Raw genomic sequence first — 25259 nt, 5'->3', positions numbered from 1 at the left:
GTTAGCGAGATCGAGCAGGTGCAACGCGGCAGACTGCTTCGTTTCGGATGATGCTTCCCAGTAAAGCAAACCTTTTCCGTCTGGCGTAAAGCTGGGATTGATGGCTCCGCCGCCGGGCAGTGTTGTCCGTTGCTCGGGCCGGGGGTCGCGCAGGGACGCGATGAACAAGTTCCCATACGTGGGCACGCCGGCGCTCCAACTGCCGTCGCGCTTGAACCCAGACGAGTAGACGATGCTCTCTCCATCGGGCGTGAAGTGAACACCGGCTCCGTTTAGTCCCGTGCGTACCACGCTTTGCGCTGCGGTGTCGATGATCACAATCTCATACTCGCTGCCGCCGACGTACCCTTCGGCATCCGCGACGGCCAACCATCTCGAGTCGGGTGACCAGTGCGGGCAGGTTTTCAGCCAGCCTTCGAGCACGCGATTGACGGTCAGGGTCTCCAAGTCCAATACGTAGACGCCGCCTTCCCGTTCGGCTGGCTTGGTCTTGTCCGGTGTGTAACCGCCCACAAAAGCCACTTTGCGGCGATCCGGCGAAATCTCCATGTACAGCGGGTCATAGTCCGCCAGTGGCGTCATGGGCATCTTCTCACCCGTCACCAGGTTCACCAAGTACAGAACATCGTTGATGAATGGGCGCCCTGCCCCGCCCACAGGGTCGGAGCCAAAATGGGGGAAGATAAGAGAACTCGATTTCACCAAGGCGAGGTTCGAGCCAACCTGGGCCACCAATTCCGGACCAACACTCAGAAAGTCCGTGACTTCCCGCGCCTTGCCTGTTTGCACATCCACGGCCCACATGGCGTAAAGGAACATGTCGCGTATAGGGCGGAAGACCAGCGCTTCCGGAGGCCCGGCAGAACCCGGATCGCCCAGCCATTTCGCGGTGTAGTCCGTTTTGCTCAGCGCTTCTTGACTCGGCGTCGCCGCTTGCGCCACGACCGTGCTGCGCGAACCGGCTTCAACCTTCTGTGTCGTGTCACCGGCGTGGACTTCTACGGCGCCGGACAATACGGTCAGGACGAGCGCGCTGCGCAAGGCTGCTCTCAGTCGCTTCATGTTTGTATCCTCGCTCGACTGCACGTCAGGCACACTCGCGTCGCCCGCATACAGCTTGCAGTTGAATCGTGTGCCAAGCACCCGCAACGTCGCCGCGGGCGTCTTGATCGAAAATGCTTCTTCCGGTGGACCGGGCGTCACTTCTGCTCGGACCTCTCCCACAACGAGTTCAAGCGATGGACCCTTGGCGCTTCGCGGCCCCAGGTACACGGCCTGCGTGTTCTCGCACAACCACAACGCCGTGCCGTCGGCCAGCGCAAGTTTCGCCGCGCTATTGGGACCCACTTCGATCCGCTCGTTCGCCTTCAATGAGACTCCCGCGCTTAGCGCCGCGGGCCCGTGGTCGCCGACCACTGAGACTACTCGGCCTTCGACGATTTCCACGCGATCGGCCACGTTGTTGCCGCGCGGCGCAAACCAGAGTGCCGCGCCCAGGATGGCCAAGAAAGACGCCGCAGCCCACGCAAGCCGCAACCGGCGGCGCGCAACTAGCGGAGTCCGTTCGACGGATGTGAGTTGAACTTCCAGCGACGACCACACGGCTTCCTTTCGGGCCGAATCCATGCGGGGCGGCTTGGGCGCGTCCTTCAAGAGGCGCTCAAATTCGCCGTCCGGCATGCCGTTCTGTTCGTTGAACTCACTCATCGGACCAATCCTGCGCTTCGTACAACCGGCCATCGAGCTTTGCCATCCGCGAATACGTTTCTCGAAACGCGGCCCGCGCCCGGCTCAGCAACGATTCCACGGCCTTGACGGTCGTCGTGAACTGTTCGGCAATTTCCGCCACGCGCAGTTCTTCGCAGTACTTCAGGCGAAGCACGCCTTCCCAGCGGGTTGGCAACGCCGATAGCGCCGCGCCAGTCAAGTTTCGCTCCTCCTCACGCTGGAGTACGGCATCGGGCCGGTCGTCCGGACACACAAGCACCCAACCATTGCCGCCCTCCAACGTGTCGAGCGGCAATGGTCTTGCCGCGACCGGCGCCAAACTCCGCACGCGCCGCGCCAACACCCGCCGCTCGATTCCGCGCAGCCACGGCGCAAGATTCGCCGGATCTCCGCGAAAGGAGCCGATCGATTCAATTGCCCGCGTGAACGTCTCCTGAGTCACTTCCTCGGCGACAGAGCGGTTGCCCCGCGTACGATAGAACGCATAGCCGTAGACGGCGTCCACGTTGTCGTCGTACACGGCCCGCCAAGCGCGCCGATCGCGGCGTTGTAAGGACTCGATGGTTACTTCCACGCGGTATCTCTGTGGCCGGCGCCCCGGCCTCCGATCATGATCTGTCTATATCTTTGCCCAAACCCCCGAAAATCCTTCGCGGAGATTCTATGAGAGCTATGGCACGTAGAGGAATATGCGCTCATTCTGACACGCATCCCTGTGCGATCTGCACCGCAACAAGATTATAGGACGGATCGGTCGGATTCGCCGGATCGGTCCCATGAGACGTCCCCCCCCCCACTCTTCCGTCATGCCTCAGAATAACGGAGCCGCAGCCCTCCCTGCTCCTTGTCACCGGCCAGGTGATGCGCTACACTCGCACCTCCATTATCCGTTGGTACACATGCCGGGGGAGGGCACTATGGGCTTTGGAATTCGGTCGGTATTCGCGCCGGCTCCGCATATACCGCGCCTACCGGACGATGAGGTGAAGCGCCTCTATCCGTGGTATCGCTGGCGTATTCTCGAATCGACGTTCCTCGGCTATGCCACGTTCTACCTCGTGCGCAACAATCTCTCGGTGGTCGGCAAAGACCTCGAATCCGTCCTTGGCTACGACAAGGCGATGCTCGGCAGCATCCTCGGGATGACCGCCATTAGCTATGGGCTCGGCAAGTTCCTCATGGGCGCGGCGTCCGACCGAAGCAATCCGCGCGTGTTCATGGCCTTTGGATTGCTCCTCACGGCGCTGTGCAACTTTGCCTTCGGAATGTCATCGAACTACACGATTCACCTTTGGCTGTGGGCGTTGAATGGGTTCGTCCAGGGCATGGGCTGGCCGCCCTGCGGGCGATCGATGGCGCATTGGTTCAGCGAAAAGGAACGCGGCCTCACCTTCAGCATATGGAACACGTCGCATAACGTGGGCGGAGGTATCGCGGGCGCGCTCGCTGCGTGGGCGGTCAATACGTACGGCGGCTGGCAATACGCCCTCTTTGTACCGGGCATCATCGCGATGATCGGCGCGGTCTACCTATTCTGGCGATTGCGCGACACACCGCAGTCCGTGGGTCTACCGCCAGTCGAAGAGTATCGGAACGATTTCACCGAATACGCGCGCGCCCACGGGACCTTTGAGCGCGAACTCTCGTTTCGCGAACTCTTCGTCGACAATGTGCTCAAGCACAAGTACATTTGGCTGCTCGCATTCGCAAACTTCTTCGCGTACATCGCGCGCTACAGCATGCTCGATTGGGGGCCCACCTATTTCCGCGAAATGAAGGGCGTCGACATCACCGGTGGCGGCATGGTAGTCCTCGTGTCCGAATTCGGCGGCATTCCGTCAACCATCCTACTAGGCTGGCTTTCCGACCGCATCGGCGGACGCCGCGGCATGGTCGCAACGCTTTGTCACATACCAATCCTCGTCGCGTTCACAATCATGCTGTTCACGCCCGTCGGATTTCTGTGGCTGGACATGACCATGCTCGCGGTTGTCGGATTATGCATCTACCCCATCATCAACCTGATCGTGATCATGGCGCTCGATCTCACTTCAAAAAAGGCCATCGGTGTGGCGGCGGGATTCATCGGTCTCTTTGGATACATTGGCCGCACCGTCATGGCGAAAGGTTTCGGATCGACCCTGAAAAGCCTAGAAGTCTCGCACGGCCACGACTACGCGTGGAACGTTATCCTCTGCCTCATCCTCGCATCCACGGCCCTGTCGATGCTCCTGCTCGCCGTCACGTGGCGGCTCAAGCCAAAGGGATAGTCCGCAATTTGCACCGGCGCGATTGAGCGCAAACGCGCCGGGTACGAGAGTGCTTCAAACGTGTTCGTGGAAAATCCGAGAAAGTCGTGCGGCGATACAGTCGTGCTGGATTATCCGTTGTTACAGTCGCGACACATGAATCGCGTCAACGGCCCATACAGCGTCCTGGAAGTCGTTGTCGCCGTGGATCTGATCGACAAAGAGTATTGCGTTGGGATCGCTTACATCGATAATCAACTGCCAGGTGCCCCCTCCGTAGAGAGTGGAACTGACGACATCGATCCCCCACACTTCGACAGCGGCAGGGATATGAGGCACGTCGTCAAACAGGAATTTGTACGTAACCGCATACCTTCCGCTTGGCGCGTGCTGAAAAAATAGGGCGTTGACACCGTTGTAGGGACCCGCGCTGCCCACTTCGGGGGCGTCCGAGACATTGCCATCGGGCGTACCGACTTGCAGCGAATCGCCGTCCGCGAAATCGAATCGCAAGGGCCGCGCACGGCTGAAACCCGCGAAGTACGGCGTCGAACATGGAAACGTGATTAGCGGTCCGGTCCTGTAGTAATCCATCCAGCCGTTCGTGACGGGCCAAGCGTTGGGCGAACTCCACGAGTCTGGAACCGGGGACACGATAGCTCCCGCTCGAAAATCACCGATCCAAATGTCATCAGACACTTTGAACAAGGGAGACAACGGATTACCGGAGACACGCAGATCGCGCAGGCTTAAGATTTTGCCATCCCCATCGTATGTGTCATGCGTGTAATAAAAGAACCCGTAGGTGGGATCCAGCAGGTGCCACGCGCCATCGAAGTACGTCTCTGCCATGACGTGATCCATATTCGGAAGACCTACCACGCGCGCTGGCAACCCGGCGGCCCGGCAGAGTGAGACAAACGCAAGACTCCGGTAGTAGCAATTACCCCAACCCTGAGAAAGCCAAAAGCTTCCTGTGTGCCAGGGCACTTCATTCAGCCGGAGTTCCTTGGTTCTTGTTTCCGGTTCGGACAGGTACATCTTCTGAGTTACATAAGCGAGAATCTCAAGGGCCCTTTGCTCGGACGAAAGAGTCCCTGAAGACAGGGAGAATACTTCCGCCAGCGAAGCTTGGAGGATGTCTAGAGAAAACTCGCTATCAAGGTACAAGAATTTTTCAAGAATCTCCGACTCCTTCCAAAGATAGCCTTTTTCAAACAACGTCCCCAGGCTATGCTCGAAATCATCCGGAAGTACGATCGGTGTTCCAACGCTCTCAAGCTCGGGAGACCAGGTGGCCATTTTGCTGGTCAATTCGCCGTATGGCTCGAGGAAGGGATGCAACTCGAGCATTTCCACGCTGATTGCATCGATCTCACAGGACGAGGCGGGCGGCGGCTCAGGTCCATCCCACGCCACGTCGACCAATAGCACAGCGTTGTGTTGTTGAATTCTGCAATCGACGCGAAACCTGCCCTCCGTGCGCTCGACATCCCGTATCGCCACATCTTCAATTTCAGTGACCGCTGGAGTCAGAACCGCAGATGGATCCACCAAGAAATAAGTAATTCGGTAGATGCCAGGGAGTCCATATGGGAATTTTAAGAGGTGTATGGCGCCGCCGGGGGCGGAACTGCCAAGATGACTGCTTGGCACATCGCCGCTGTTTTGATTGACCGTCCCTATCCAGAATGGGCCGGAGAACACGGGGATGTCTATCGGTCTAAACCATCCATTGCCTGAAGATTTGGTTCCCGGTTGTGCGAAAACGGCCGGTGAAGAAAGACTGTGGTTTAATACCTCATCCAATGGAACCGCCTCCCACTGGACGTATGTGTCATCACCCGGCGGAGAATCTGTGCAGCCTCCCAAACCCAAGATGCAAGGACAACCAGATGCAAGGGCAAGTACTATCGCGGCAAAAACTACAAATCCGACGCGCGGCATTGCACTGATCATCACGGCACTCCAACCAACTATACAGATTGCTCTCAATCAACTTATAACACATTTGAACTCGAAAGGTTCCTCGATTGGAGTGAAGTTACAAAAACGTAATGGAAGGTCTTAGTTGCTTGATTTTCCCATATTAGAGTTTTTCTAGGAATTCAGGGTGCCAAGACTTTACGGTCTGCAAATCAGGCCGCAGCCTCCCTATTCCTTCTGCCTAGGTTCTTTCGGCAGCACTAGCAAACATCTGATGGAAAAGCGGGCATTCTTCGGGAAATTCCAGCGCAACCGACCTAGGTAGCCGCCCGGATTGTGGCGGCACGGTCGAAGATTTCGTCGCGGCTGAGGCCCGCGGCCGCGTACATCGCGAAAATGTTCTCGTCGGGCGTTTCCGGCGGCACGGTGTGCGACGCCGCGAGAATGTAGCCGCCGCCGTCCGTGGTCATGTCTTCGATGAGTTTCGCCGTCGCGCGATAGACCTCGTCCGCCGTCGCGACGGGCAGCAACCCTTGCGTGTCGACGCCGCCCATGAACGAGAGTTGCGCGCCGAACTCGCGCTTCAGGTCCGCCGGGTTCATGCCCGCGCAGTTGCACTGGATCGGATTCAGTATCGTGATGCCCATCTCGATGAGATCGGGAATGATGGACCTCAACGCGCCGCAGCAATGGTACGCCACCGGCAATCCCGCGCGCGTGCCCACGTCCACGACGCGCTTCAAATGCGGCGCGATCAGCCTGCGCCACACGTCCGGGCTCATAATCATGCCCTGCTGCCCCGCCACATCGTCGCCGGTCCACAGCCAATCCAACGCAAACCGCGCGAGCGATTCCTCCGACACGCGCACCGCGAAATCCGCGCACCGGCCCAACATGGCGTACGCCGTGTCCTCGTCGGCGACGAGATCGAGGATCGTCTCCTCCATGCCGCGCAGGCGCCAATACATCTCGAACACACACGGCGACACGTCGACGCCCACGAACTGCGTGTCCGCGTGTTCCATTACCGGCTCCATCAACGCCAGCAAATCGTCCATGCGATCGTAGGGAAACGCATACGCAAGCTGTTGCTCGGGACTCTCGTTGGCCAGCGGAAATCCGACGATCTGGTTAAACGCGCCCTGCTTCTCCCAACGGACACCCCACCAATCGAGGTGGCCTTCGCCGTCGCGCTCATGGACAATCCCTTCCATCGCATGGTTGTTGTTCACCCACGCCTGCCGGATGTCGTTGCCCATCGCATCGCCGACACGCCCCACCGGAATCTCCAGCAAACGCGCCAACCGCCGCGCCGTCTCCGGATGAAACCACATGAAGATCGGCACGCGATCCACCGGCTCGCGCCGAATTGCAGATTTGACTCGTTGTTTGGAGGTCATGGGCGGTCTTTCCGTTGTTAGCTAAGTATCTGCCGTGTGCGCGACAGATTCCACTTGTTTGTCAGACGGGTGCTTGGGAAATGGCAAGAAGGGAGATCGGGAAGTTGACAGTCGGAGACACTGCAACTTGCTCAGTGACCTAGTGATTCACTCTATGTAGTCAGAATTACATCTAGGAGGATGATGTCGGACTCCATATGATGGCTTGGAACGCTAAACATGAATGGTGGTAGAGACAACACTGAATGGATCCGAGCGAGTTGATGGCCAGATCGTCGACATTCCACAGTATCTACGCTGCGGCGGAATCCGAAGTTGAGAAGAGAGTCTTCAATTTACGACGATTGAGATGTATGGCCACCCTCACTCACTTTGCTTAACGGCGGATTCTCCAACCAGCGCCGTGCCTGACTTTGAGAAGACCGAATCTTATCAGCGATGTCAGGTGACATACAGCTCGTATCTGTGCCATTAGCCACAATCTCCATAGCCTTCCTCAAGTTGCTTCCGAAGACAGGGTGGTCTTGATCTGTCATCATGGGGACATCGGTCTCCGGTGGGAAAAGCAATCCGACTAGACTTGGAACCACGCGTTCAGGAGAAGACTTTGCAGCAGAAAGTACGACATCTCCCAGCCACTTCCATCCATCGGGCGCACTCGCATTCCCAGTATTATTTTGGGCAGGGAGGAGTTCAATGAGTCTCGATAGACAATCCATGTGATTTGGACTCAGAGCTTTGGCTAGCATACACGGTTCGTTTGCGTAGATGTTCTCAACCACTTCACGTATCATCTGATACAGAGCGTCCTTCTCGGAAAACAGCACACTGCCCCATTCCTTAAGGATTCTGATGGCAAAACGCAGGTCGATCTTCAGCGCGGTCACAATTTCGTTATGAAGCCACCGCCTACAATACTGAAGATCCTTCTTGCCGGGCAGAGCTTCATACAAATCGCGAACCTCTATAAACCCAAAGTAGTCATTGTCGTTGGGCTGTACACCACTATCACTCTTCTTGAGGATGCCAGCAAAGATGCCTTTGGCCAAGGCCACAATCTCGACTTCAGAGAGAATCTCGCCAAATTGCCGGAGCTTTGAGGCAAGAATAGGTGTACAAAGGACTGCTTCGGGCAATGGCTTGCCATCCCATAAGGCAGTATTCGAGTCTTCCTTCTCGCTGCTACAATGTTGCCTCCAATCCCGCAGAACCCTAAGTACACCTTGGTCTCGTGTCTCACTTGGACCCACCCATTCACTATGCAATCTGAACCAGTAATCGGTTACTGAATATCGATCTACCCCCTGAGGTCCTGCAATGGGGTAAGCGTTCGGATTTACGTCTCGTGCAAAACTGGGAAACAAGAATCTGCACAAAATCTTAACGCTGCTATCGTTTAAATGGTGCTCCGCAACCAACTTCTCCCATGATTCAACAAGACGCCCTTCCCAATTTGATTGATTGTCGGAAGTCACCCTTCCCCCATCGAGTCGAAGAGCGTCCACATTACTTAGCAGGAAGGAGTAGATTTCCGGGCAAGTCACCTTTAGAACCTTGCAAATCAGCAAATCGTCGAAATCCAGTTCTCCGTGTAGCTTCTTCCAGGCGCGGTATGTCTGCATGAATACCGCCTTCATCGCCCGTGGCGTATCCACAAGTTGGGCAATGGCGCTTATAGCGTCAAGTGCTCCACCACACCACAAATAGCGAAACCGATCAATGCCCTCACGCCCAAAGCGCTCGTCCCTCTTTTCAGACGACAGTGCATCAATGTCGTCGAACTCCCTCAGAAGTCTACGAAGGCTCCTGACATTACTTATGACGTCCGCCGCCTTTAGACGTGGGACAATCTCTACATGGTCACAAAGCCGTGTAAGAACATCGGTTCCGGGATTGTGACCAGCTACGAGAATGAACGAGACGTATTTGAGTGGCTTGAGCCGATCCAAGAGCGCCTCAAGCTGGACACGAGACTCTGGAGTTAGATCACCTCGGTCAAAATCATCGACAACAATAACCAACTTTAGTTGAATAGCGGACAGAACATATTCAAGCTTGCCAAGAGCTTCTTGCGCACTGAAATCACCAAGCATGAAAGTACTCACTACTTTTCCCCAGCCCGACGGAACTGCTGACAGGGCGCGTGAGTACTGAAGGGTAAGCCCATTGAGGCACAGACAATCTGTAACCTTCTGCAATTCGCGGATTACACTAGATATGATATAGTGCGCGTTGGATTCGGCGCGGGATCCCCACATTCCCAATCTCACCAACTTCACTTTCGGCCAGTGATTGTCTGCGGTAGTACTGCTGCGTTCTCTTTCCTTCAGGAAATGCTCAGTCAAGTTGATTATGCTTGTCTTTCCTCTTCCGCGCGGCCCATAGATTCCAAGGGTCTTGGAGTCTTCACTTACAACGAAATCCGCAATCCGCCGTGCATAATGCGCTGATTCGAACAAGTCATCAGACGGCAGCCCAATCGGCCCTTCACCATCTTCCAGCCACTTGCGAAGTCGATCTACATCTGGGCCTGGAGTACTACTGTCTGCGCCTTGACAAATTGATACCGCGTTTGGTGCAGCCTGGAAATACGCTGAATCATCGAATGGGCGCAAAAGGGATAACGCGTAAGCACACATAATTCCGAAGACGACTGATGCAACGCCAAATATAACATCTGGCAAATACTGGGCCGAAAAGAGGGAGGGAACAGGTTCTTCTCTGAGGCACTGGGAGGCAACTGTGTAGACAAAGCATCCCATGATGCCCGCGAACCAGGACGGCGGAAATCTCCAAAACATCAGAGAGAGCTTCAGGTCGTCAAGCCTGAATCCACCTAAGTGGATTATTATCGCCCACAGTGCCCCTGCGAAGAGAGCGACCAAGCCGAACTGCACTATCCAGCTCCAGCGAGCGAGTAGTGATCCCAAAGATCCACTTAGTCTTACAACGAGGGGGTCAAACGCAAGACACACAAGTAGAGAGATCATAATCAGCGCAATGAGATCGCACCAGCGTTTGTATGTGGGCTTAAGGCTGAGCATTGGGCACTTTACTACCTCGCGTTTGAATGCTTCTCCTTTAGAGTATTAGCAATGTCTGACTGCAATTCTCGCATAACCTGAGTCCTGAATCACGCACAAGAAGTTGCAGAGAATTGCCACAGAAAGAACTCGGCTTCGGCAGTACTCTCATTTGCCCACACGGCAAACTTAAGTGCCCCGAGCGCTACTTCGCGCTTCTGGCGTCGTCTGCGCAATGTCAGGAAATGACCACAAGATGGACCTGGCCGCGTTTGCATTCTCAATGGCATCATTGGACTCCCGCCTCCCCAGTTGTAGAATGGCTGCAACGCTCCAGGCTCTGCATGCGGGAAGGGATTTCAGATGGCATCCACCGAACACGAAGACCGCTACCGGGTGTTCACGATTCCGCCGGAGGAGGCGCGGCGGATCGACGAGGCGGAGTATTTCGCGAGGAAGCCGCGCTTCACGTCGTTGTTCGTGTTGGTGTTTTTGGTGGGGGTGGGGGCGGCGTCGTTGATTGCCTTGCGGCCTCCCGCGCCGTTGGCGTCGGATGCCCCCGCAACAGAATTCTCGGCGTTGCGCGCGATTCAGCACAACTACGTGATCGCGACGGAGCCGCATCCGTCGGGGTCGCCCGCGAATGACCGCGTGCAAGCGTACATCGTCGACACGCTGCGGTCCTTCGGGGTTGATGCGCAAGTGGTCACGACGTATTTCGCGGAAGGGCAAAGCGCGGGCCGGTCCAACTTCATTCTCGCGCGCATTCCCGGAACGGGGAACACAAAGGCATTCGGTTTGATGGCCCACTACGATTCGACTCCGTACGGCCCCGGCGCGGCGGACGATTGTTCCGGGGTCATCTCTCTGTTGGAAATTGCGCATGTCTTGAAAGCGTCGCCGCCGCTGAAGAACGACATCGTCTTCGTGTTCACGGACGGCGAGGAGGTGGGACTGCGCGGCGCGAAGGCGTTCGCGAACCACCCCTGGTTTAACGAAGTCGCCCTCATGACCAACCTCGAATCGCGCGGCACGCAAGGCAATTCGCTCGTCTTCGACACGAGCGAACAGAACGGCTGGCTTGTCGCGGAACTGATGCGCGGCATGCGGTACCTGTGCGCGTCGTCGTTCATGTACGACGTGTACAAGATGCTGCCGTTCTCCTCCGACTTCGACGCATTGCGCCGCCACGGCATGAAGGGCTGCGACATCGCGTTCATCGACAACTTCGCGTGGTACCATACAGCGAACGACCGGCCCGAGCACCTCAACCTCGCCACGTTGCAGCAACACGGTTCGTGCGGCCTCGACCTCGCGCGTCACTTCGGCAGCATCCCGCTCGACGGTACAATCACGGCCCCCGACGCAACGTACTTCAACGTGTTCGGCTATTGGCTCGCGCGCTACCCGTTGTCCTGGGGCGAGCCGCTGGCCTTCGCGGTGGCCGCGTTCGTTGGCCTTGTGCTCCTAATCGGGCTCGTGACCCGCAAGATCTCCGTCACGGGCACAATTGCAGGGGCTGTCATGTTGCCCATCACCGCCGCGATTGCGGCGGCGGCGTGCGTCGGCATTCTCGCGTACGTCTGGGGACCGGACATCGCGACGCGCCTGTACACGGAGAACTTCACGCGCATACCGGACCTGACGCCGCTGTATCACAACGCGCTCTATACGACTTCCTACGTCGCGGCAAGTATTGCGGTGGCCTCGCTGATCTACGGGGCATTGTCGCGGTGGGTTTCGTCGCTGAGTCTGCTTGCCGGCGCATACGTGTGGTGGATTGCCCTGCTCTTCGTGTTGAACCTGTATTTGCCTGGCGGCAGCTATGCGGCTCTGTGGCCGCTGGCGATCAGCGCGGCCGGTACGTTCGCGTGCTTCTTGTTCTCCAAACGCGGCCAACTCCGTCCGGGTTGGATCGTTTTTCTCTCGTTCTTTGCTGCGCCCGCGGTGCTGTTGTTCACCCCGATGTACCGGTCGTTCGCGGCGACGGTCATGATAGCGGGCGCTCCGGGATTTGCCGCATTCGTGGTGCTGGTGTTGGGTTTGATGATCCCGCAATTGGACCTTATGGGCCGCGTGAACCGCTGGTGGTTGCCCGCATTGAGCACAGCGGTGGCCATTGGTTTGGTGACGGCAGGCGTGATGAACAGCAGTTTCACGCGTGATCGCCCTAAGCTCGATTCCGTGTCGTATGGGATCGACTACGATGCCAACAAGGCGTACTGGCTCAGCCCGGATCGCGAACCCGACGAGTGGACCGCGCAGTTCTTTCCGCCCGGCACGCAGCGCGCGCAGTACTCCGAATTCGCGTCTAGCAACGAGCCTGTGTTGAAAGCGCCCGCGCCGATAGCGCCCGAGTATCCAGGTCCGCAAGTGACTATCGCCTCCGATGTCACGACGAACGCCGTGCGCGAACTCACCCTGCATATTGCGTCGCCCGCGAAAGCCGCGAGCATGGCAGTGCGCGTACAGTCGGATGCGAATGTGCTCGGCGCGTCGCTATTCAGCAAGACCCTGGCCACGGAAGAGCGTGGATTGCACGTGGACATCAACGTGTTTCCGCCGGAGGGAGTCGATCTTGCGCTGCGGCTTGCGGCGGGCGGCCCCGTGACGGTGAACGCGCGCGAGACCTTCTACGGCCTGCCGAGCATCCCCGGCATCAAGCCGCGTCCCGACTACATCATCGCGTCACCCAACACCGTCGATCACGGCGGCAGAGCGCTCGATAGCAACCGCATTTTCGTAACCCGCACTGTCCATTTCTAAGAGGCAAACGTGAACATTCCGCGGATCTATCTCGACACGGTCCAGTCCGCTAACGTAAAGCCCTTGCGTATGTGCACACCTTTGGAGGCACTCCATGAAGAGAGTTAAGGAATCGAAGGCGCTGCTTGAAGTCCGGGATTGGAAGACGCAGGCGAGCAGTGAGGTTGCGCACATGCCCGTCAAAGAAGCTTTAAGGAAACGCCTACGCGACTCCGCCGAATCTGCCGAGCGCGCAGGCTTTCCGCGCCGCCGCTCACGCGCGAAGTAGAGAGGAATGCGCCAAGGCTTAATGCGAGTAGGCCTCTTTCTAATCTGCGCAGGTCGTTCGCGAATCGTTCCGTTCATACGCTATGCTCGTAGAGGTATGGCACGGGGTTTCAAGTTGGGGGCTTCTTTCGTCCCGTGCATTGAAGGTATCGATCCGCAACGGCAGTAGAACGCACGCGAGGTTTCTCGTGATATGCCAATGCCAGATACAGCTCATCTGACAGCGCCCGCGATTGAGTGCGCCGCCACGGACTTTTCTCCCTCTCTTCTTCTGCTTCAATGGCACATCACGGAGCGATGCAACCTCCAATGCACGCACTGTTATCAAGCGAAAAACCCGATGTGCGAACTCGATTGGGCTTCGCTGATGCGCATTTGGGATCAATTCCGGGAGTTGCGCGCACAGGTCATGGATCGGCGCGCGGGAAAACCGACGCGCTTTCACGTCTCCGTTACGGGTGGCGAACCCTTCGTTCGCGCGGATGCAATGCAGCTTCTTGAAACGATCGCAGCGGAGCCCACCCTGTGTTCCCTTGCCGTCTTGTGCAACGGTCTCTTCATCGACGACACGCTTGCATGCAGGCTGGCAAAGCTGCGGTTGTCCTACGTTCAAGTGAGCATCGACGGCAGCGAAGCTACCCACGACCAAATTCGGGGCGAGGGCGCGCATGCACGGGCTGTCTCCGGCATTCGGCATCTGACGCGCCACGGGGTTCCCGTCATGCTGTCGTTCACGGCCACGCGCGAGAACTACAGCGAATTTGCCGACGTGGCGCGATTGGGAGCAAGCCTTGGAGTCCGCCGTGTGTGGGCGGACCGGTGCATTCCACTGGGGCGTGGCGCATCCGGTGAATCGCCGGGGCCGGAGGAAACGCAGCAACTACTGCAATCCATGCATCGCGAGTCTACATCCATCCACGCGAAACGAGGCACGACTGAAATCGCCATGCACAGGGCCCTGCAGTTTCTGGAAGCGGGTGGCCTGCCTTACCGATGCACTGCCGGAAGCGGACTCGTCACCGTGCTTGCCAATGGAGACGTGTGCCCATGCCGAAGAATGCCCATCGTCGTGGGTAACGTCATTGAAACACCACTCAGCGATATTTATTGGGGCAACGATACATTTCAACGTCTTCGCGATAACGATGTGATCCCCGAGGGATGCGAGCGGTGTTTCTACTCGCGAACATGCCGCGGAGGGCTGCGCTGTTTGTCTTACGCAACCTACGGCACGCCGTTTGTCGGGGATCCGGGTTGTTGGCTTCGCGACGTGACTCCTGACCGTGTACCTGCGCAGGACAAGATGGCAGTGTCTGCCGGTAGAGAGTAGCGAACAACGGGGGAAACGAGCATGAATCAGATCGAGGGACTCCCAAAAGAAGTGTCGGAAGAATTGACGCGCTTTGTCGATGCGTCGAAGGCGGCCTTTCACGAGAATCTGCTTTCCATCATCCTGTATGGGTCTGCCGCGGAAGGCCGCCTGCGCGCAACGTCCGATGTGAACGTCATGTTAGTCTTGCGCGCATTCGACCGCGCGCAAGCAGACCAAATCCGCGAGCCGCTCCGCTTTTCGCGCGCCGCCGTCCGACTGTCTGCTATGTTCCTGCTTGAACATGAACTCGACGAAGCTTCCGGTGCGTTTAGCGTCAAGTTTGATGATATCCGCGCGCGGCACCGCGTCTTATACGGAGACGACCCTTTTATCCGCGTGGAAGTGTCGCGGGCCGCGGCGCTGGCCCGGCTTCGCCAAGTACTCCTGAATCTCCGGCTTCGTTTGCGCGAGCGATATGCCTCTCTGAGCTTGCGCGAAGAAGAACTCGCGCGGGCCATCGCAGAAATGAGCGGCCCGTTGCGCGCATGTGCGGCAACGCTGCGCCGGCTTCAAGGAAGGGCGGCGGAAAGTCCCAAAGCGGCCCTGGAAACGATTGTTAAGGAAACAGGCAATCCTGCATTCCAGTCTGCATTGGCGGCCATAACAGAAGCACGGTCGCAGGCATTGTTGGATCCCGGTGCAGCGGGAGATACCGCCTTTGCCCTTATCGAATTGGTCATGACGATGCAGTCCACCGTGGACTCGCTCCAGTGAAGGAGGCCAAGCAATGATCAATCCATTCGATTTGCCGGGCCCGCAATATCTAGTGTTCTATGGAGTCCTCGGCGTTGCGACAACGGCCATCTACCTACAGAGTCTGCGTTGGAGCGAATCCGGGGGTAAGCTCTACAAGGTGGAGGACCCGTACGCGATTGCATATTTGCGCGGGGGCGTCAACGAGGTGGTGCGCGTTCTGCTTGTGTCGTTGATTGAGCGGGGGCTTGTAAAGCAAGACTCACGCGATAAGGTCTCTATCAGCGATCTTAAAGCGCTCAAATCGGTTCGACGCCCGATTGAACAAGCGATCCTTCGCCTATGCCAGACACCGGTACGCGCCAACGTTCTGCTGCAAAGCGCCCCCTTGATCATAACGCCGTTTTGCGAGGAGTTTCGAGCGCCGCTTCAGACCGCTGGATATATGAAGTCGCCTGCGGTCCTGCGAAAGCGAATGTTTCCTTTCGTTGTCGCTATCTCCATCTTGTTGGCCTTCTCGCTTATCAAGATTTCCGTGGCGTTGTCGCGCGGACGCTACAACATCGAGTTCCTAATCATTCTGACGTGTGTGTTCTCAGGAACGGTCCTATACGGACTTATGCGAAGAAGAACATATCTCGGGAACCTGGAAATGCGCGCGCTGCAATCGAAATTCAATGGACTGAAGAATCGCGCCAGACGCTCGCGCCCATCTGGCGAGACGTTTGACACAACGATGGTGGCAGCCGTGTACGGCTTGGATGCCCTGCCGCACAAACACTATCCGTACATCCGCGATCTGTTTCATCAGTCATCTTCCGACTCCGGTTCTAGTTTTCTGGGCTCTTCGGGATGTAGCGGCGGGAGCGGTTGCAGCGGGGGAAGTGGTTGTAGCGGAGGCGGTGGTTGTGGAGGGGGCGGCTGTGGTGGATGCGGTGGCGGGTAATCCATGAGCGAGCAATTAACGAATCACTTCATCGTTTGTGGCATGGGCCACGTTGGATTTCGGATTGTACTTTTGTTGCGGCGATTGCAGTTGCCTGTCGCGGTGATTTACGACAAGGCCCCCGTTTCTTGGGTTCAGCAAGCGACGCGAGTGGGAGCCGTGTGCCTCGAAGGGGACGCGCGCAGCGAGGTGCTCTTGCGGCAGGCGTGCGTCGGGCAGGCAAAAGGCTTGATCGCCGTCACCGACCAAGACATGGTCAATCTCTCTGTCGCCCTGGATGGACTGCGGTTGAATGCATCGCTTGCGCTGACGGTACGCATGTTCGATCAGGAGTTGGGCCGTTATCTCAACGAGCAATTGCCGTCCGTGCGCGTGTTAAGCGCGACGGCGCTTGCGGCTCCGGTGTTCGTGGCGGCCGCGCTGGGCGACGAAGCTCTGTGCTGCTTCGATTTCGGTGAGCACAGCTATGTTGTGACCGGCGGTGTCTGTGAAGAAGAGGAATCCGCCCAAGCGGACAGCGAAGCAACGCATCTCTTCCACAACGTTGAAGGCCGCATCGCATACGCCGGGGCTCCTCGCGAAAACGCGAAACGTGAACAGACTCTATCGATACGGCAAGCGGCAAGCTCCAGACCCCGCCGGCATTGGTCTTCCGTGGAGATTACCGATCTCGCGGCCGTTGCGTTTGCTGCATTACGCCAAATACCTCCCGCCGTGCACGTTCTGATGTGCGGCCTGACTCTGGTCATACTCATTGGCATCGCAACAGTGCGCAGTTCCATGCACCTGTCCTATCTCGATTCGCTGTACTTCATCGTGACAACAATCACCACCACCGGCTATGGCGACGTCAGCTTCCTTCAGGCTCCGGTCTACGCAAAACTCGTCGGGTGCTTTCTGATGGTGAGCGGCGCCGCGATGCTCGCTCTGCTCTTCGGGATTATCACGGACGCGCTGCTCTCACGACGCTTCCAGGGACTGCTCGCCGGCAACCACGTTCGACGGCACGGTCACATTGTCTTGGCGGGAAACGGGAACATCGCCTCGCGCATCGTGCAGGAGATCCTCAACGAGAAGAAGGAGGTCGTCGCCGTATGTCCGGGAGGGCATGCCTCCGTCTCGTTGCGCGGCCTGCGCGTGCCGGTTATTGAAGGCGACGCGCGGCTGGAAGCGGTTCTTCGCCACGCTTCGATTGAACACGCCACGGCCATTATCGCCGTACACGACGATGACGTGGTCAACCTCGGAATCGCGTTACTCGCAAAGAAGCTCAATCCAAACCTGCGCACGGTCGTGCGCGTATTCGACGGCGAACTGGCGGAGAAGCTCGAACATCAACTTGCCATGGATCGAGTGATGAGCGTGTCCGCCGTATCGGCCCCCACCTTTGTGGCCGCCTGCCTGTTTGGCGGGGTGAAGCAAGCGGCTGCTTGGGAACATTGCCTGCTCGTATTGCGAGAACTTCAAGGTGAAGACTCTGGTTTGGAGTGCGATCTCTCCGTCACGCTGAAACAAGATCCCGGAAGCGGGACGTTGCGTGTCGTATCCGGCGAAAGCGTAGCGACTGAAGCCCCTCGCATGCACGTAACGCTTCACAAGCTTGGCGACATCGACTAGCTCACCGTGTGCACCGGCGTAACAAGACGCCGGCGCACACGGAACGTATGGCCGGCGTATCCGTAGCGCGCTATAATCCCGGCACACTACAACCCAGGCAGCAACCTAATGCGACCCGAACTGTTTTCGATACTCGGCGTGACTTTCTTCGCCTACCGCACGATGCTCGGGCTTTCCTTTGTGGTTTGCTCGCTGCTCATGGCGCGCGAGTCGCGGCGTCCGGGCCGCGTGGAGCTAAGTCCGTTGATCGGAGTGTGGGCGATGCTTGGCGCATTGCTTGGGGCGCGAATCTTCTACGTAATCCAATATGAGGGCCTGTCGCGGATTCTCCGGGCACTGTACGTGTGGGACGGCGGGCTGGTGTTTTACGGTGGCCTCATCGGTGGGCTCGCGGCGGTGTGGGCACACCTTCGAGTGAACCGCGCGCCCGTGTTGGCATCGTTCGACGTGATGAGCCCGTTTCTGGCGCTCGGCGAGGCGATTACACGGATCGGATGCTTCCTGAACGGGTGTTGTTTCGGAGAGCCGTCGTCGTTGCCGTGGGCGGTGGCGTTTCCGTCGCCGGGTTTCGCCGTTGAAGCGCAGCGAGAGGCGGGCTTGCTTGACGCGAACGCGGTAGCATCGCTGCCGGTTCATCCGACGCAACTCTATATGACGGTAGGGTTGGTCGCGGTGTTTGCGGTATTGTTGCGGCGCCTGCGGAAGGGCCCGTGGAACGGCTCGGTGTTCACGATGTATCTGCTTTTGTATGGTGTCGTGCGTTTTGTCGTCGAAATACTACGTGGCGATAGCGCGCGGTCCGTGTTCGGGATGACCGTGTCGCAGGCGATCAGTCTGGGCCTGGTAGTGGCTGCGGGGATAGTATTCGCAGCGCGGCGCACCAGGAAGGTGCGGCCATAGTCGAACACCCGCGAAGCTAACTCGCCATCAGCGCATTCACGAGATTTGCGGCGATTAACGATGCTGATCGCTGCAAACAAAGTGTGTTCGCGAGAAATCCTCATGGCATAATCTCAATGTCTTGCGGAATAGCGCGCATGGGCTACAATGCGGACAGGTGTTTTCAGGAGACCATTCCAATGAAGCGAGTAATCGTCATGATCCTCCTTACGGTGTTTCCCCGTATGCTGGCCGCGCAAGCGATCGATGTCAGCGAGCTTACGGGCGAGTCGTGGTACGGGTTGTACTTGAACGGACAGAAATCGGGCTATTCCATGAATGGTCTCGAGAAGCTGGAAAACGGCAACGTAGCCGTGACGGAGGACTCGCATTTCCGGTTGACGATGGGTGGCATCAAGCAGGACATGCGCGTGTACGCGAAGCGCTTGTACGCGCCGGACGGCAGCCTGATTCGGATCGATTCGGAAGTGGAAGACAGCCAGGGAGTGTCGAAGTTCGAGGCGGTGGTGCAGGGCGAAGAGATCGTGCTGACATCGCGGTTGAGCGGGCAGGCGATGGAGAAGCGATTGCCGAAGCCGAAAGAGTCGTTGCGCGACGCGCTGAAACAGGTGGATTTGGCGAAAGAGGGCGCAAAGATCGGAGACCGCATCTCGTACACGTTGTTCGAGCCGATGAAACCCGGGGAAATTCACGGGACAAGCGAGATCGTCGGCGAGGAGGAGCGGATATTTGACGGCGTGCCCACGAAAGTCTTTCGCGTGAAGAGCATTCTCGACCTGATGAACATGGAATCGGTTTCGTATGTAACGGAAAAGGGCGTGACGCTGGAGGACACGACTTCCGGCATGTTGACGATGCGTCTGGAGCCGAAGGAAATCGCGCAAGACGTCAAGTATAGCAACGACGTGATTGTGTCGAATGCGGCAATGGTGACGACACCGCTGGATGACCCGCGTGGACGCGATTCGTTGCATTTGCGGCTGACGGGGCCGCTGCAGCCCGCGCATCTGTTTAACGACGAACGGCAGAAGCTCATTCAGAAGGATGGCTCGTTCGAGTTCTTTGCGAAGAAGGTATCGCTGGACGGTTTTCAGGCCGCGCAACTCCCGATCACGGATGAATCGGTAAAGGAGTGGATGCAGCCGTCGCTGTTTGTACAGAGTGACGATCCGAAGATCGTGGCGAAGGCGAAGGAAATCGTTGGGGCGGAAAAGGACGCGGTGAAGATTTCGCAGAAGCTGTGCGCGTGGGTGTACAAGAACGTGAAGAGCACGTTTTCGGCGCGACTGACAAATGCGCGCGAGGTGTTGGACAGTCTGGAAGGCGACTGCACGGAGCACAGCATTCTCTACATTGCGTTGGCAAGGGCGGCGGGCCTTCCTGCGCGTGAAGTCGCGGGATTGCTGTACATGCCCGGTTCGCAACCCGGGTTCTATTTCCATCAGTGGGCGAAGGTGTGGGTTGGCAAGTGGATCGACGTCGATCCGACATGGGACCAACCGTTGGCCGACGTAACCCACATCAAGCTGGCCGAAGGCGATCTGTTTCAGCAGGCGCAATTGATACCGGTCATCGGTCAAATCAAGGTCGAAGTTCTGGAAGAGACCGCAAGCGCGAAACCTTAACCCGCGATTTGCGCTGGCGCAAATTGCTCACGTGCACGACGTTGAGGTTATGCCATGAGGATTTCTCGCAAACGCCGTTTGTTTATGGAGAATTGCCTCATCCTTGGCGTCAAGTTTGGTAAGCGTGCGAGTCGCGAAATGGATTCATGTGCGTTCGTGAGATATCCGGGCTGAGAGGCGCTACATGACGGCAACTCAACCAGCCCCTGAGACGCCGCGCGCGCGGAAATGGTTGCGGCGCGCCGCGAAAGGCGCGTGCATACTGTTTCCGGTGGCGGTCTTGCTGGCGACGGGGTGGCCGCAGACGCGGCTCGTGGAATCGATTGCCGGACGCGCGCTTGGCGCGGCTGTCGACGTAGAAGGACTCTCCCTCCTTCCCGCCGTGCACATCCGGTCGTTGTCGGTGGCCGCGGAATCGTATGCGCCCGTGTTACAGGCGGAAGACATACGGCTTGAGTATGCGGCATCGCTTTCACAGCCACTCACCGCGCTTGCCATCTACCGTGTTTCTCTTCATCTCGACGGCTCCAATCCAGCGGCGGCGAACTATGCGTTCTTGACGCGGGGGGCGGGAGAGCCGAGCACAGAAACCGATGTGGACACGAAGTTTCTCCCGGGGAGTGTGAACATAGAGCACATTGATGTCGAGGTGAATGCCCCGCAAGCGTCGATGCGGCTGGAAGGCTTGCAGCTAGATGCGCACACAAAGGGATCTATCACACCGTCGATTCGGCTGAAGGGGGATCGCGTAGCGGGTTACGTCGAGAGTGCGGAAAAGGAACGGCAATCGTTCAGCAACGGGTTCGTGGATGTAGCACTGGACAACGGGCTGCCGTTGAGCCTGAAGGTGCAGGTCCGCATACCGGACGTGGCAGACGTTAAGGGCTACGCCACCGGCGGTAACATGATCGTCTCCAATCACGTTGAGGTTAATCTTGACGAGTGCCGCATCAATGGAGCTCGGGTAGGCGGGTTGCTCGCGCTGTTGTCACCGGTGCCGTTGACATTCGAGCAGGCGGACCTCTCTGGTACCAAGGCAAACGCTAGTTTTGGAAGCGCACAGTTCGCGCTGCTGGATTCAACCGTTCAGGCGAAGGCGATAGGCGTTCGACTCGGCGAACCGGGAACGGAGTGGTATGAAGGCGACGTGGCGCTTTCAGGGACTTACGCGAAGGAACAGTTGGACGGAGAAGTAAAGCTAAACCGAGGTCAGCGGCTGAAGGTCATGGCGGAAGGGAACATCGGCGAGGGCAAAGCGGCGGCGACGATGATTGGATGGAGCCGCGACGATTTTCGGGCGGCTATGCCTGTAACCATGCGGCCCTTGCTTGAGCAGGTGCCGGGCCTTCAGCAGGTAGAAGGTACACTGGAAGCATCGTGGGAGCTTCCGCGCTACACGGCGGAATTGTCGATCGATCCGGCGTTTGCGCCATCGGCGGGAGAGAAGAACCAGCTCGCGGTTACGGCATCCGGGTCGGGATTCGTGGATGCTGCGGCCGGCCCGTTGTGGGATGGGTCTGCGAAACTGCGCTTGGGGAAGGCGCAGTGTGAAGTAAAGGGGCGGGTGGAGACGGTCCCCGGCGAATCGCAGCCGGGGGCGGCTGCGCCACAAGGAGATGAGTCAGAATTTGCCGCGAAAGGTGAAGTGAAGCTGGATAGCGTGAATCCGAGTCGCATTCTGGCGGCAATGGGTTGGCCCAGTCTGCCCGGGGTGAATACGGAGTCATTGAAGGGGACGCTAACCGTCGATTTGCGTGGCGAACAGGCTACGCTCGGTGTGGATGTTTCCGCTGCGCCGATGGAAGTTGGCTCGTTGTTGATACCGGGAGACAAACCGCTTGAGGTAAAGGGAACGCTGGCAGCGAACACGAAAACCGGCACAATCGGCGAAGGCACGATAAACGTTCGATTGACGGACAACGGCACGCTCACGCTGAGCGAACTCTCGGTCACGTCGCAGCCGACGGTGGTCAAGGCCCACGCTGTCGGGAAATTCGATTTCGACTACCTCGCGCCGGACCTGGGTATCGCGGGGCTTGCGGGAGCACTGGAGATCGACGCGCCGTTGCGGTATGCGGGAGATATCGTGAGCGCCGCAGTCACCCTCAAGGGCGACGGCTTGGCCTATGGGGCGATTGCCTCTCCCTACGGAACCCCAATTACGGTGAACGGCAATGTGCGCTACGACGTCAAGCGCGGCAGCGGGACGATGGACGCGTTGCGCGCGACGTGGGGCGAAGGCACCACGCTCACGAGCGAATCGGTGGCCTTGAACTCGTTGTCGCCGGTGGCAGCAGAAAGCGCAATAGCAGTCGCGACAGACTTGCGTCCGCTGGTGGACCTGAGTCTGCTGGATTCGTGCGACGGCAACGGCAATGCGTCGGGACACGTGGCGTATGGCGCGGATGGTGCGCGCGCAGGATTGGATTGGGACATGTCTGCGCGGTCGCTGGTGCTGGCGAAGGCGCTGGCGGCGCTCGGGGGTGTCAGCGCGAAAGGGTCGGTTCGGTATGACGGCAAGCTGAACGGAGACGGCAAGTTTCTGGTCGCGAATGCCGCGGCGGGCGGCGGCCTGCTAACCGATATCGACGGTGCGTTTGTGCTGGAGGATGGTGTGGTTACGGCGGAGGGGGTAAAGGCACGGCTCTATGAGGGCGCAGCTACGATAACAGCGCGTGTTGACCTGTTCGGCCCGGAAGGGCGGGGCAAGGTCAACGCGGAGGTGACCGACCTCAATCTCGACACGTTCACGAAGGAATACAAGCCCCCCGTGGTACTGTTGACCGGGCTGGCAAAGGGCCAGGCAGAACTGGAATGGTCCAAGGCCGGGGTGACGGATATGCGCGTCGAACTGACGTCGGACAAGGATTTCTCGTTGAACCGGGAGTCCGTCGAACAGTTGCTGCTGTCGGCGTTGACGAGCGAGGTACCGGGGCTGAAGCTCCTGAACCGGCGAATTCGCAAGAAGACTATCGGCGACGAGCCGATGCGGAAGTTCGATTCAGCGGCGGTTTCGCTGCGTTTGGAGGGGCAGCCAGGCGAGAATCAACGGTTGATGGGGCCAGTGGCGTTGAAAAGCGAAATGCTGGATTTCAGCATTGACCTGGGCGTCGACCTGGGAGCGATTGCCGAGGGTCTCCAACTGAGCCAGGAGGCGCAACTGGAAGACATCGAAAAGATCTCGACAGACCCGCTACAATGGAACCAGTGAGCTGATGCAAGGATTGTGATGCGAATAAAACCTGGGTTCGGGTCGTCTCATACACGGCTGAGGAGGAAGGCCCAATGAAACGAGCAATGTACGCGCTTTTAACCGCAACGTCTTTGATAGCACTGGGATGCGTGATTACGACGAAACACAAGATCGACGCGCATATCGTGCTCGATATCCGGCACATTCAACAGCAGGCCGACGGCGTGCTCGATTACATCGACGGCAAGTCCGACAAGTTGCCTGCGCCCGAATCCAAGAGCAGCGTGGAACGTCCGGGATGGATGGAGCGTCTGCGCTACGCGATGCTTCCGATCGTTCCGGCGTACGCGGCGGAACTGAACGAGTCCACTCCGCGCATCAAGGAACTGGCCGACAAGATGCGCGAGCGTCAGCCGCAGTTGAACGATTTGAAGAAATCGGGCGCGGCCGGCGAGGACAATCGCGGTTACGTTGCCTTGCGCGAGAGCGCGGCGCTATCGGATGCAGACAAAAAGAACGAGGCCCAGAAGCTGATTGCCGCTGAAAACGAAGATCGCAAGGCGCTGTATAGAGAAGTTGCGCGCGCGAACAGCGATGCGGGCGCCACGCTGACGGTCGTGGAGCGCGTGTACGCGCAGCGGCGGCTCATGCGGGCAGGTGCGGGCGAGATCGTGCAGTTGCCGCCCGAGGGCAGCGACTTCGACACGTTCAAAGCGAGCGCCGCGGGCAAGAAGCTCGGCGATGCCTGCAAACCGGGCGAATGGGTCACGCTGAAGTAGTCGCACGCTCGAAGCACGGTTCTGAATAGTAGATTTGATCCGGCACAACAGTACGTAATGGCGTCTGTTGTGCCGGTCTTTCTTTGAGGGGCCTGTTACTTGTTCTGCATCCCGACAACTAGCCAACGTCCGCTCTCTTTGGACAACTCCAGTCCGATTGTGTTCGAACCCCGACGCGCACTCAGCGAAATCGGCATGACGAGTGCCTTGTCCCCTTGGATGTCAATGGTGGCGTATTCGACGATAACCTTGCCATCGTCAGCGTTGAGTTCCTTCATCGCTTCGGCCATGTAATCCTTCATCGCCGCTTTATCGCGATCCTCGAATCGGAAATTATCCGAGTACAGCCTCAACAGGCCTTCGGAGTCGTTTGCCAGAAAGGCGGCCTTCCATTCCTGCATGACCTGACCGATGGCGGTGCGTTCGCGGTGTTGCGCCAGCGAAGCGCAGCCTGCCGCCAAGGAAAGCACTAGGAGGGTGAGCGGGGCATATCGATGAAACGGCTGCTTTACCACGTCGTTGTTCCTCTTTGAAGGGTCTCGTTCAAGGTTCGTATCCGTCTGAAACCGCCAACCTGCAACCACAAATCTGCGGCTATGCCCGCGAGATTTCAAGTTGCGCTTGGTTCGCTCAATCTCTACGATACTTGTCTGCGCGGTCTGGGGAGGTCGTAACGCATACCCGAGGGAGGACCGTGCAGCCATGCGTGAGTTGATCGTGTTGAGCGTCGTTCTTGCAGCCGTTTCCGCCGCCGCGGAAGACGAAAACTGGCGGT

At 58.1% G+C, this 25259-nt stretch carries 17 protein-coding genes; 11 read left to right on the top strand and 6 right to left on the bottom strand.

The window, feature by feature from the left end; all coding sequences use genetic code 11:
* Both K1Y02_15430 and K1Y02_15425 read right to left on the bottom strand, forming a co-directional pair.
* A partial coding sequence (locus K1Y02_15430; GenBank protein ID MBX7257752.1) for a FecR domain-containing protein occupies nt 1-1707 on the bottom strand: 1707 nt, incomplete at its 3' end.
* Nucleotides 1700-2302, bottom strand: coding sequence for an RNA polymerase sigma factor (locus K1Y02_15425; protein MBX7257751.1), 603 nt, complete (start codon nt 2300-2302; stop codon nt 1700-1702). The genes K1Y02_15425 and K1Y02_15430, both read right to left, overlap by 8 nt.
* A 343-nt stretch (nt 2303-2645) precedes the next feature.
* Here K1Y02_15425 and K1Y02_15420 point away from each other — a divergent pair, with 343 nt between their 5' ends.
* Nucleotides 2646-3998, top strand: a complete 1353-nt coding sequence (locus tag K1Y02_15420; protein ID MBX7257750.1) for an MFS transporter — start codon at nt 2646-2648, stop codon at nt 3996-3998.
* 120 nt (nt 3999-4118) lie between these two features.
* On the opposite strand, the gene K1Y02_15415 is transcribed toward K1Y02_15420, so the two are convergent.
* The 3 genes from K1Y02_15415 to K1Y02_15405 all read right to left on the bottom strand — a co-directional run bounded on the left by K1Y02_15415 (nt 4119) and on the right by K1Y02_15405 (nt 10200).
* Nucleotides 4119-5786, bottom strand: a complete 1668-nt coding sequence (locus tag K1Y02_15415; GenBank protein MBX7257749.1) for a hypothetical protein — start codon at nt 5784-5786, stop codon at nt 4119-4121.
* A 434-nt stretch (nt 5787-6220) separates the two neighbouring features.
* Entirely contained in the window at nt 6221-7303 is a 1083-nt protein-coding gene (locus K1Y02_15410) for a hypothetical protein (GenBank protein MBX7257748.1), read from the bottom strand.
* Nucleotides 7304-7638: 335 nt separating this feature from the next.
* Nucleotides 7639-10200, bottom strand: a complete 2562-nt coding sequence (locus tag K1Y02_15405; GenBank protein MBX7257747.1) for a hypothetical protein — start codon at nt 10198-10200, stop codon at nt 7639-7641.
* 489 nt (nt 10201-10689) lie between these two features.
* Here K1Y02_15405 and K1Y02_15400 point away from each other — a divergent pair, with 489 nt between their 5' ends.
* From K1Y02_15400 to K1Y02_15355, 10 genes are all read left to right on the top strand, one after another.
* The gene (locus tag K1Y02_15400) at nt 10690-13092 is read left to right on the top strand and encodes a M20/M25/M40 family metallo-hydrolase (GenBank protein MBX7257746.1); all 2403 of its coding nucleotides are present in this window, start codon (nt 10690-10692) and stop codon (nt 13090-13092) included.
* Between the two features lie 94 nt (nt 13093-13186).
* Entirely contained in the window at nt 13187-13360 is a 174-nt protein-coding gene (locus K1Y02_15395) for a hypothetical protein (GenBank protein MBX7257745.1), read from the top strand.
* 198 nt (nt 13361-13558) lie between these two features.
* Entirely contained in the window at nt 13559-14689 is a 1131-nt protein-coding gene (locus tag K1Y02_15390) for a radical SAM protein (protein ID MBX7257744.1), read from the top strand.
* 21 nt (nt 14690-14710) lie between these two features.
* Nucleotides 14711-15445: a nucleotidyltransferase domain-containing protein gene (locus K1Y02_15385; protein ID MBX7257743.1), complete on the top strand. Its 735-nt coding sequence runs from the start codon at nt 14711-14713 to the stop codon at nt 15443-15445.
* 13 nt (nt 15446-15458) lie between these two features.
* Entirely contained in the window at nt 15459-16370 is a 912-nt protein-coding gene (locus tag K1Y02_15380; GenBank protein MBX7257742.1) for a TIGR04222 domain-containing membrane protein, read from the top strand.
* A 3-nt stretch (nt 16371-16373) separates the two neighbouring features.
* Nucleotides 16374-17987, top strand: coding sequence for an NAD-binding protein (locus tag K1Y02_15375; GenBank protein MBX7257741.1), 1614 nt, complete (start codon nt 16374-16376; stop codon nt 17985-17987).
* A gap of 108 nt (nt 17988-18095) precedes the next feature.
* Nucleotides 18096-18887 (top strand): prolipoprotein diacylglyceryl transferase, encoded by a 792-nt coding sequence (lgt, locus tag K1Y02_15370; GenBank protein ID MBX7257740.1) that lies wholly within the window; start codon nt 18096-18098, stop codon nt 18885-18887.
* Between the two features lie 179 nt (nt 18888-19066).
* Entirely contained in the window at nt 19067-20512 is a 1446-nt protein-coding gene (locus K1Y02_15365; protein MBX7257739.1) for a transglutaminase-like domain-containing protein, read from the top strand.
* Between the two features lie 184 nt (nt 20513-20696).
* Entirely contained in the window at nt 20697-23723 is a 3027-nt protein-coding gene (locus K1Y02_15360) for a hypothetical protein (GenBank protein ID MBX7257738.1), read from the top strand.
* A gap of 74 nt (nt 23724-23797) precedes the next feature.
* Nucleotides 23798-24484: a YdbL family protein gene (locus tag K1Y02_15355; GenBank protein MBX7257737.1), complete on the top strand. Its 687-nt coding sequence runs from the start codon at nt 23798-23800 to the stop codon at nt 24482-24484.
* Nucleotides 24485-24579: 95 nt separating this feature from the next.
* Here the strand turns inward: K1Y02_15355 and K1Y02_15350 are convergent.
* The coding region (locus K1Y02_15350) for a hypothetical protein (GenBank protein ID MBX7257736.1) at nt 24580-25259 on the bottom strand (680 nt) is incomplete at its 5' end.

The sequence above is a fragment of the Candidatus Hydrogenedentota bacterium genome (genome assembly GCA_019695095.1).
Lineage (GTDB): Bacteria > Hydrogenedentota > Hydrogenedentia > Hydrogenedentales > SLHB01 > JAIBAQ01.
This window is presented reverse-complemented; position numbering and strand designations above follow the sequence as displayed.

Bases quoted from the DNA above. Each gene is read 5' to 3' on its own strand.
- lgt (MBX7257740.1), top strand. From the start codon at position 18,096: ATGCGACCCGAACTGTTTTCGATACTCGGCGTGACTTTCTTCGCCTAC.
- K1Y02_15395 (MBX7257745.1), top strand. From the start codon at position 13,187: ATGAAGAGAGTTAAGGAATCGAAGGCGCTGCTTGAAGTCCGGGATTGG.
- K1Y02_15355 (MBX7257737.1), top strand. From the start codon at position 23,798: ATGAAACGAGCAATGTACGCGCTTTTAACCGCAACGTCTTTGATAGCA.
- K1Y02_15375 (MBX7257741.1), top strand. From the start codon at position 16,374: ATGAGCGAGCAATTAACGAATCACTTCATCGTTTGTGGCATGGGCCAC.
- K1Y02_15420 (MBX7257750.1), top strand. From the start codon at position 2,646: ATGGGCTTTGGAATTCGGTCGGTATTCGCGCCGGCTCCGCATATACCG.
- K1Y02_15360 (MBX7257738.1), top strand. From the start codon at position 20,697: ATGACGGCAACTCAACCAGCCCCTGAGACGCCGCGCGCGCGGAAATGG.
- K1Y02_15410 (MBX7257748.1), bottom strand. From the start codon at position 7,303: ATGACCTCCAAACAACGAGTCAAATCTGCAATTCGGCGCGAGCCGGTG.
- K1Y02_15400 (MBX7257746.1), top strand. From the start codon at position 10,690: ATGGCATCCACCGAACACGAAGACCGCTACCGGGTGTTCACGATTCCG.
- K1Y02_15390 (MBX7257744.1), top strand. From the start codon at position 13,559: ATGCCAGATACAGCTCATCTGACAGCGCCCGCGATTGAGTGCGCCGCC.
- K1Y02_15380 (MBX7257742.1), top strand. From the start codon at position 15,459: ATGATCAATCCATTCGATTTGCCGGGCCCGCAATATCTAGTGTTCTAT.
- K1Y02_15365 (MBX7257739.1), top strand. From the start codon at position 19,067: ATGAAGCGAGTAATCGTCATGATCCTCCTTACGGTGTTTCCCCGTATG.
- K1Y02_15385 (MBX7257743.1), top strand. From the start codon at position 14,711: ATGAATCAGATCGAGGGACTCCCAAAAGAAGTGTCGGAAGAATTGACG.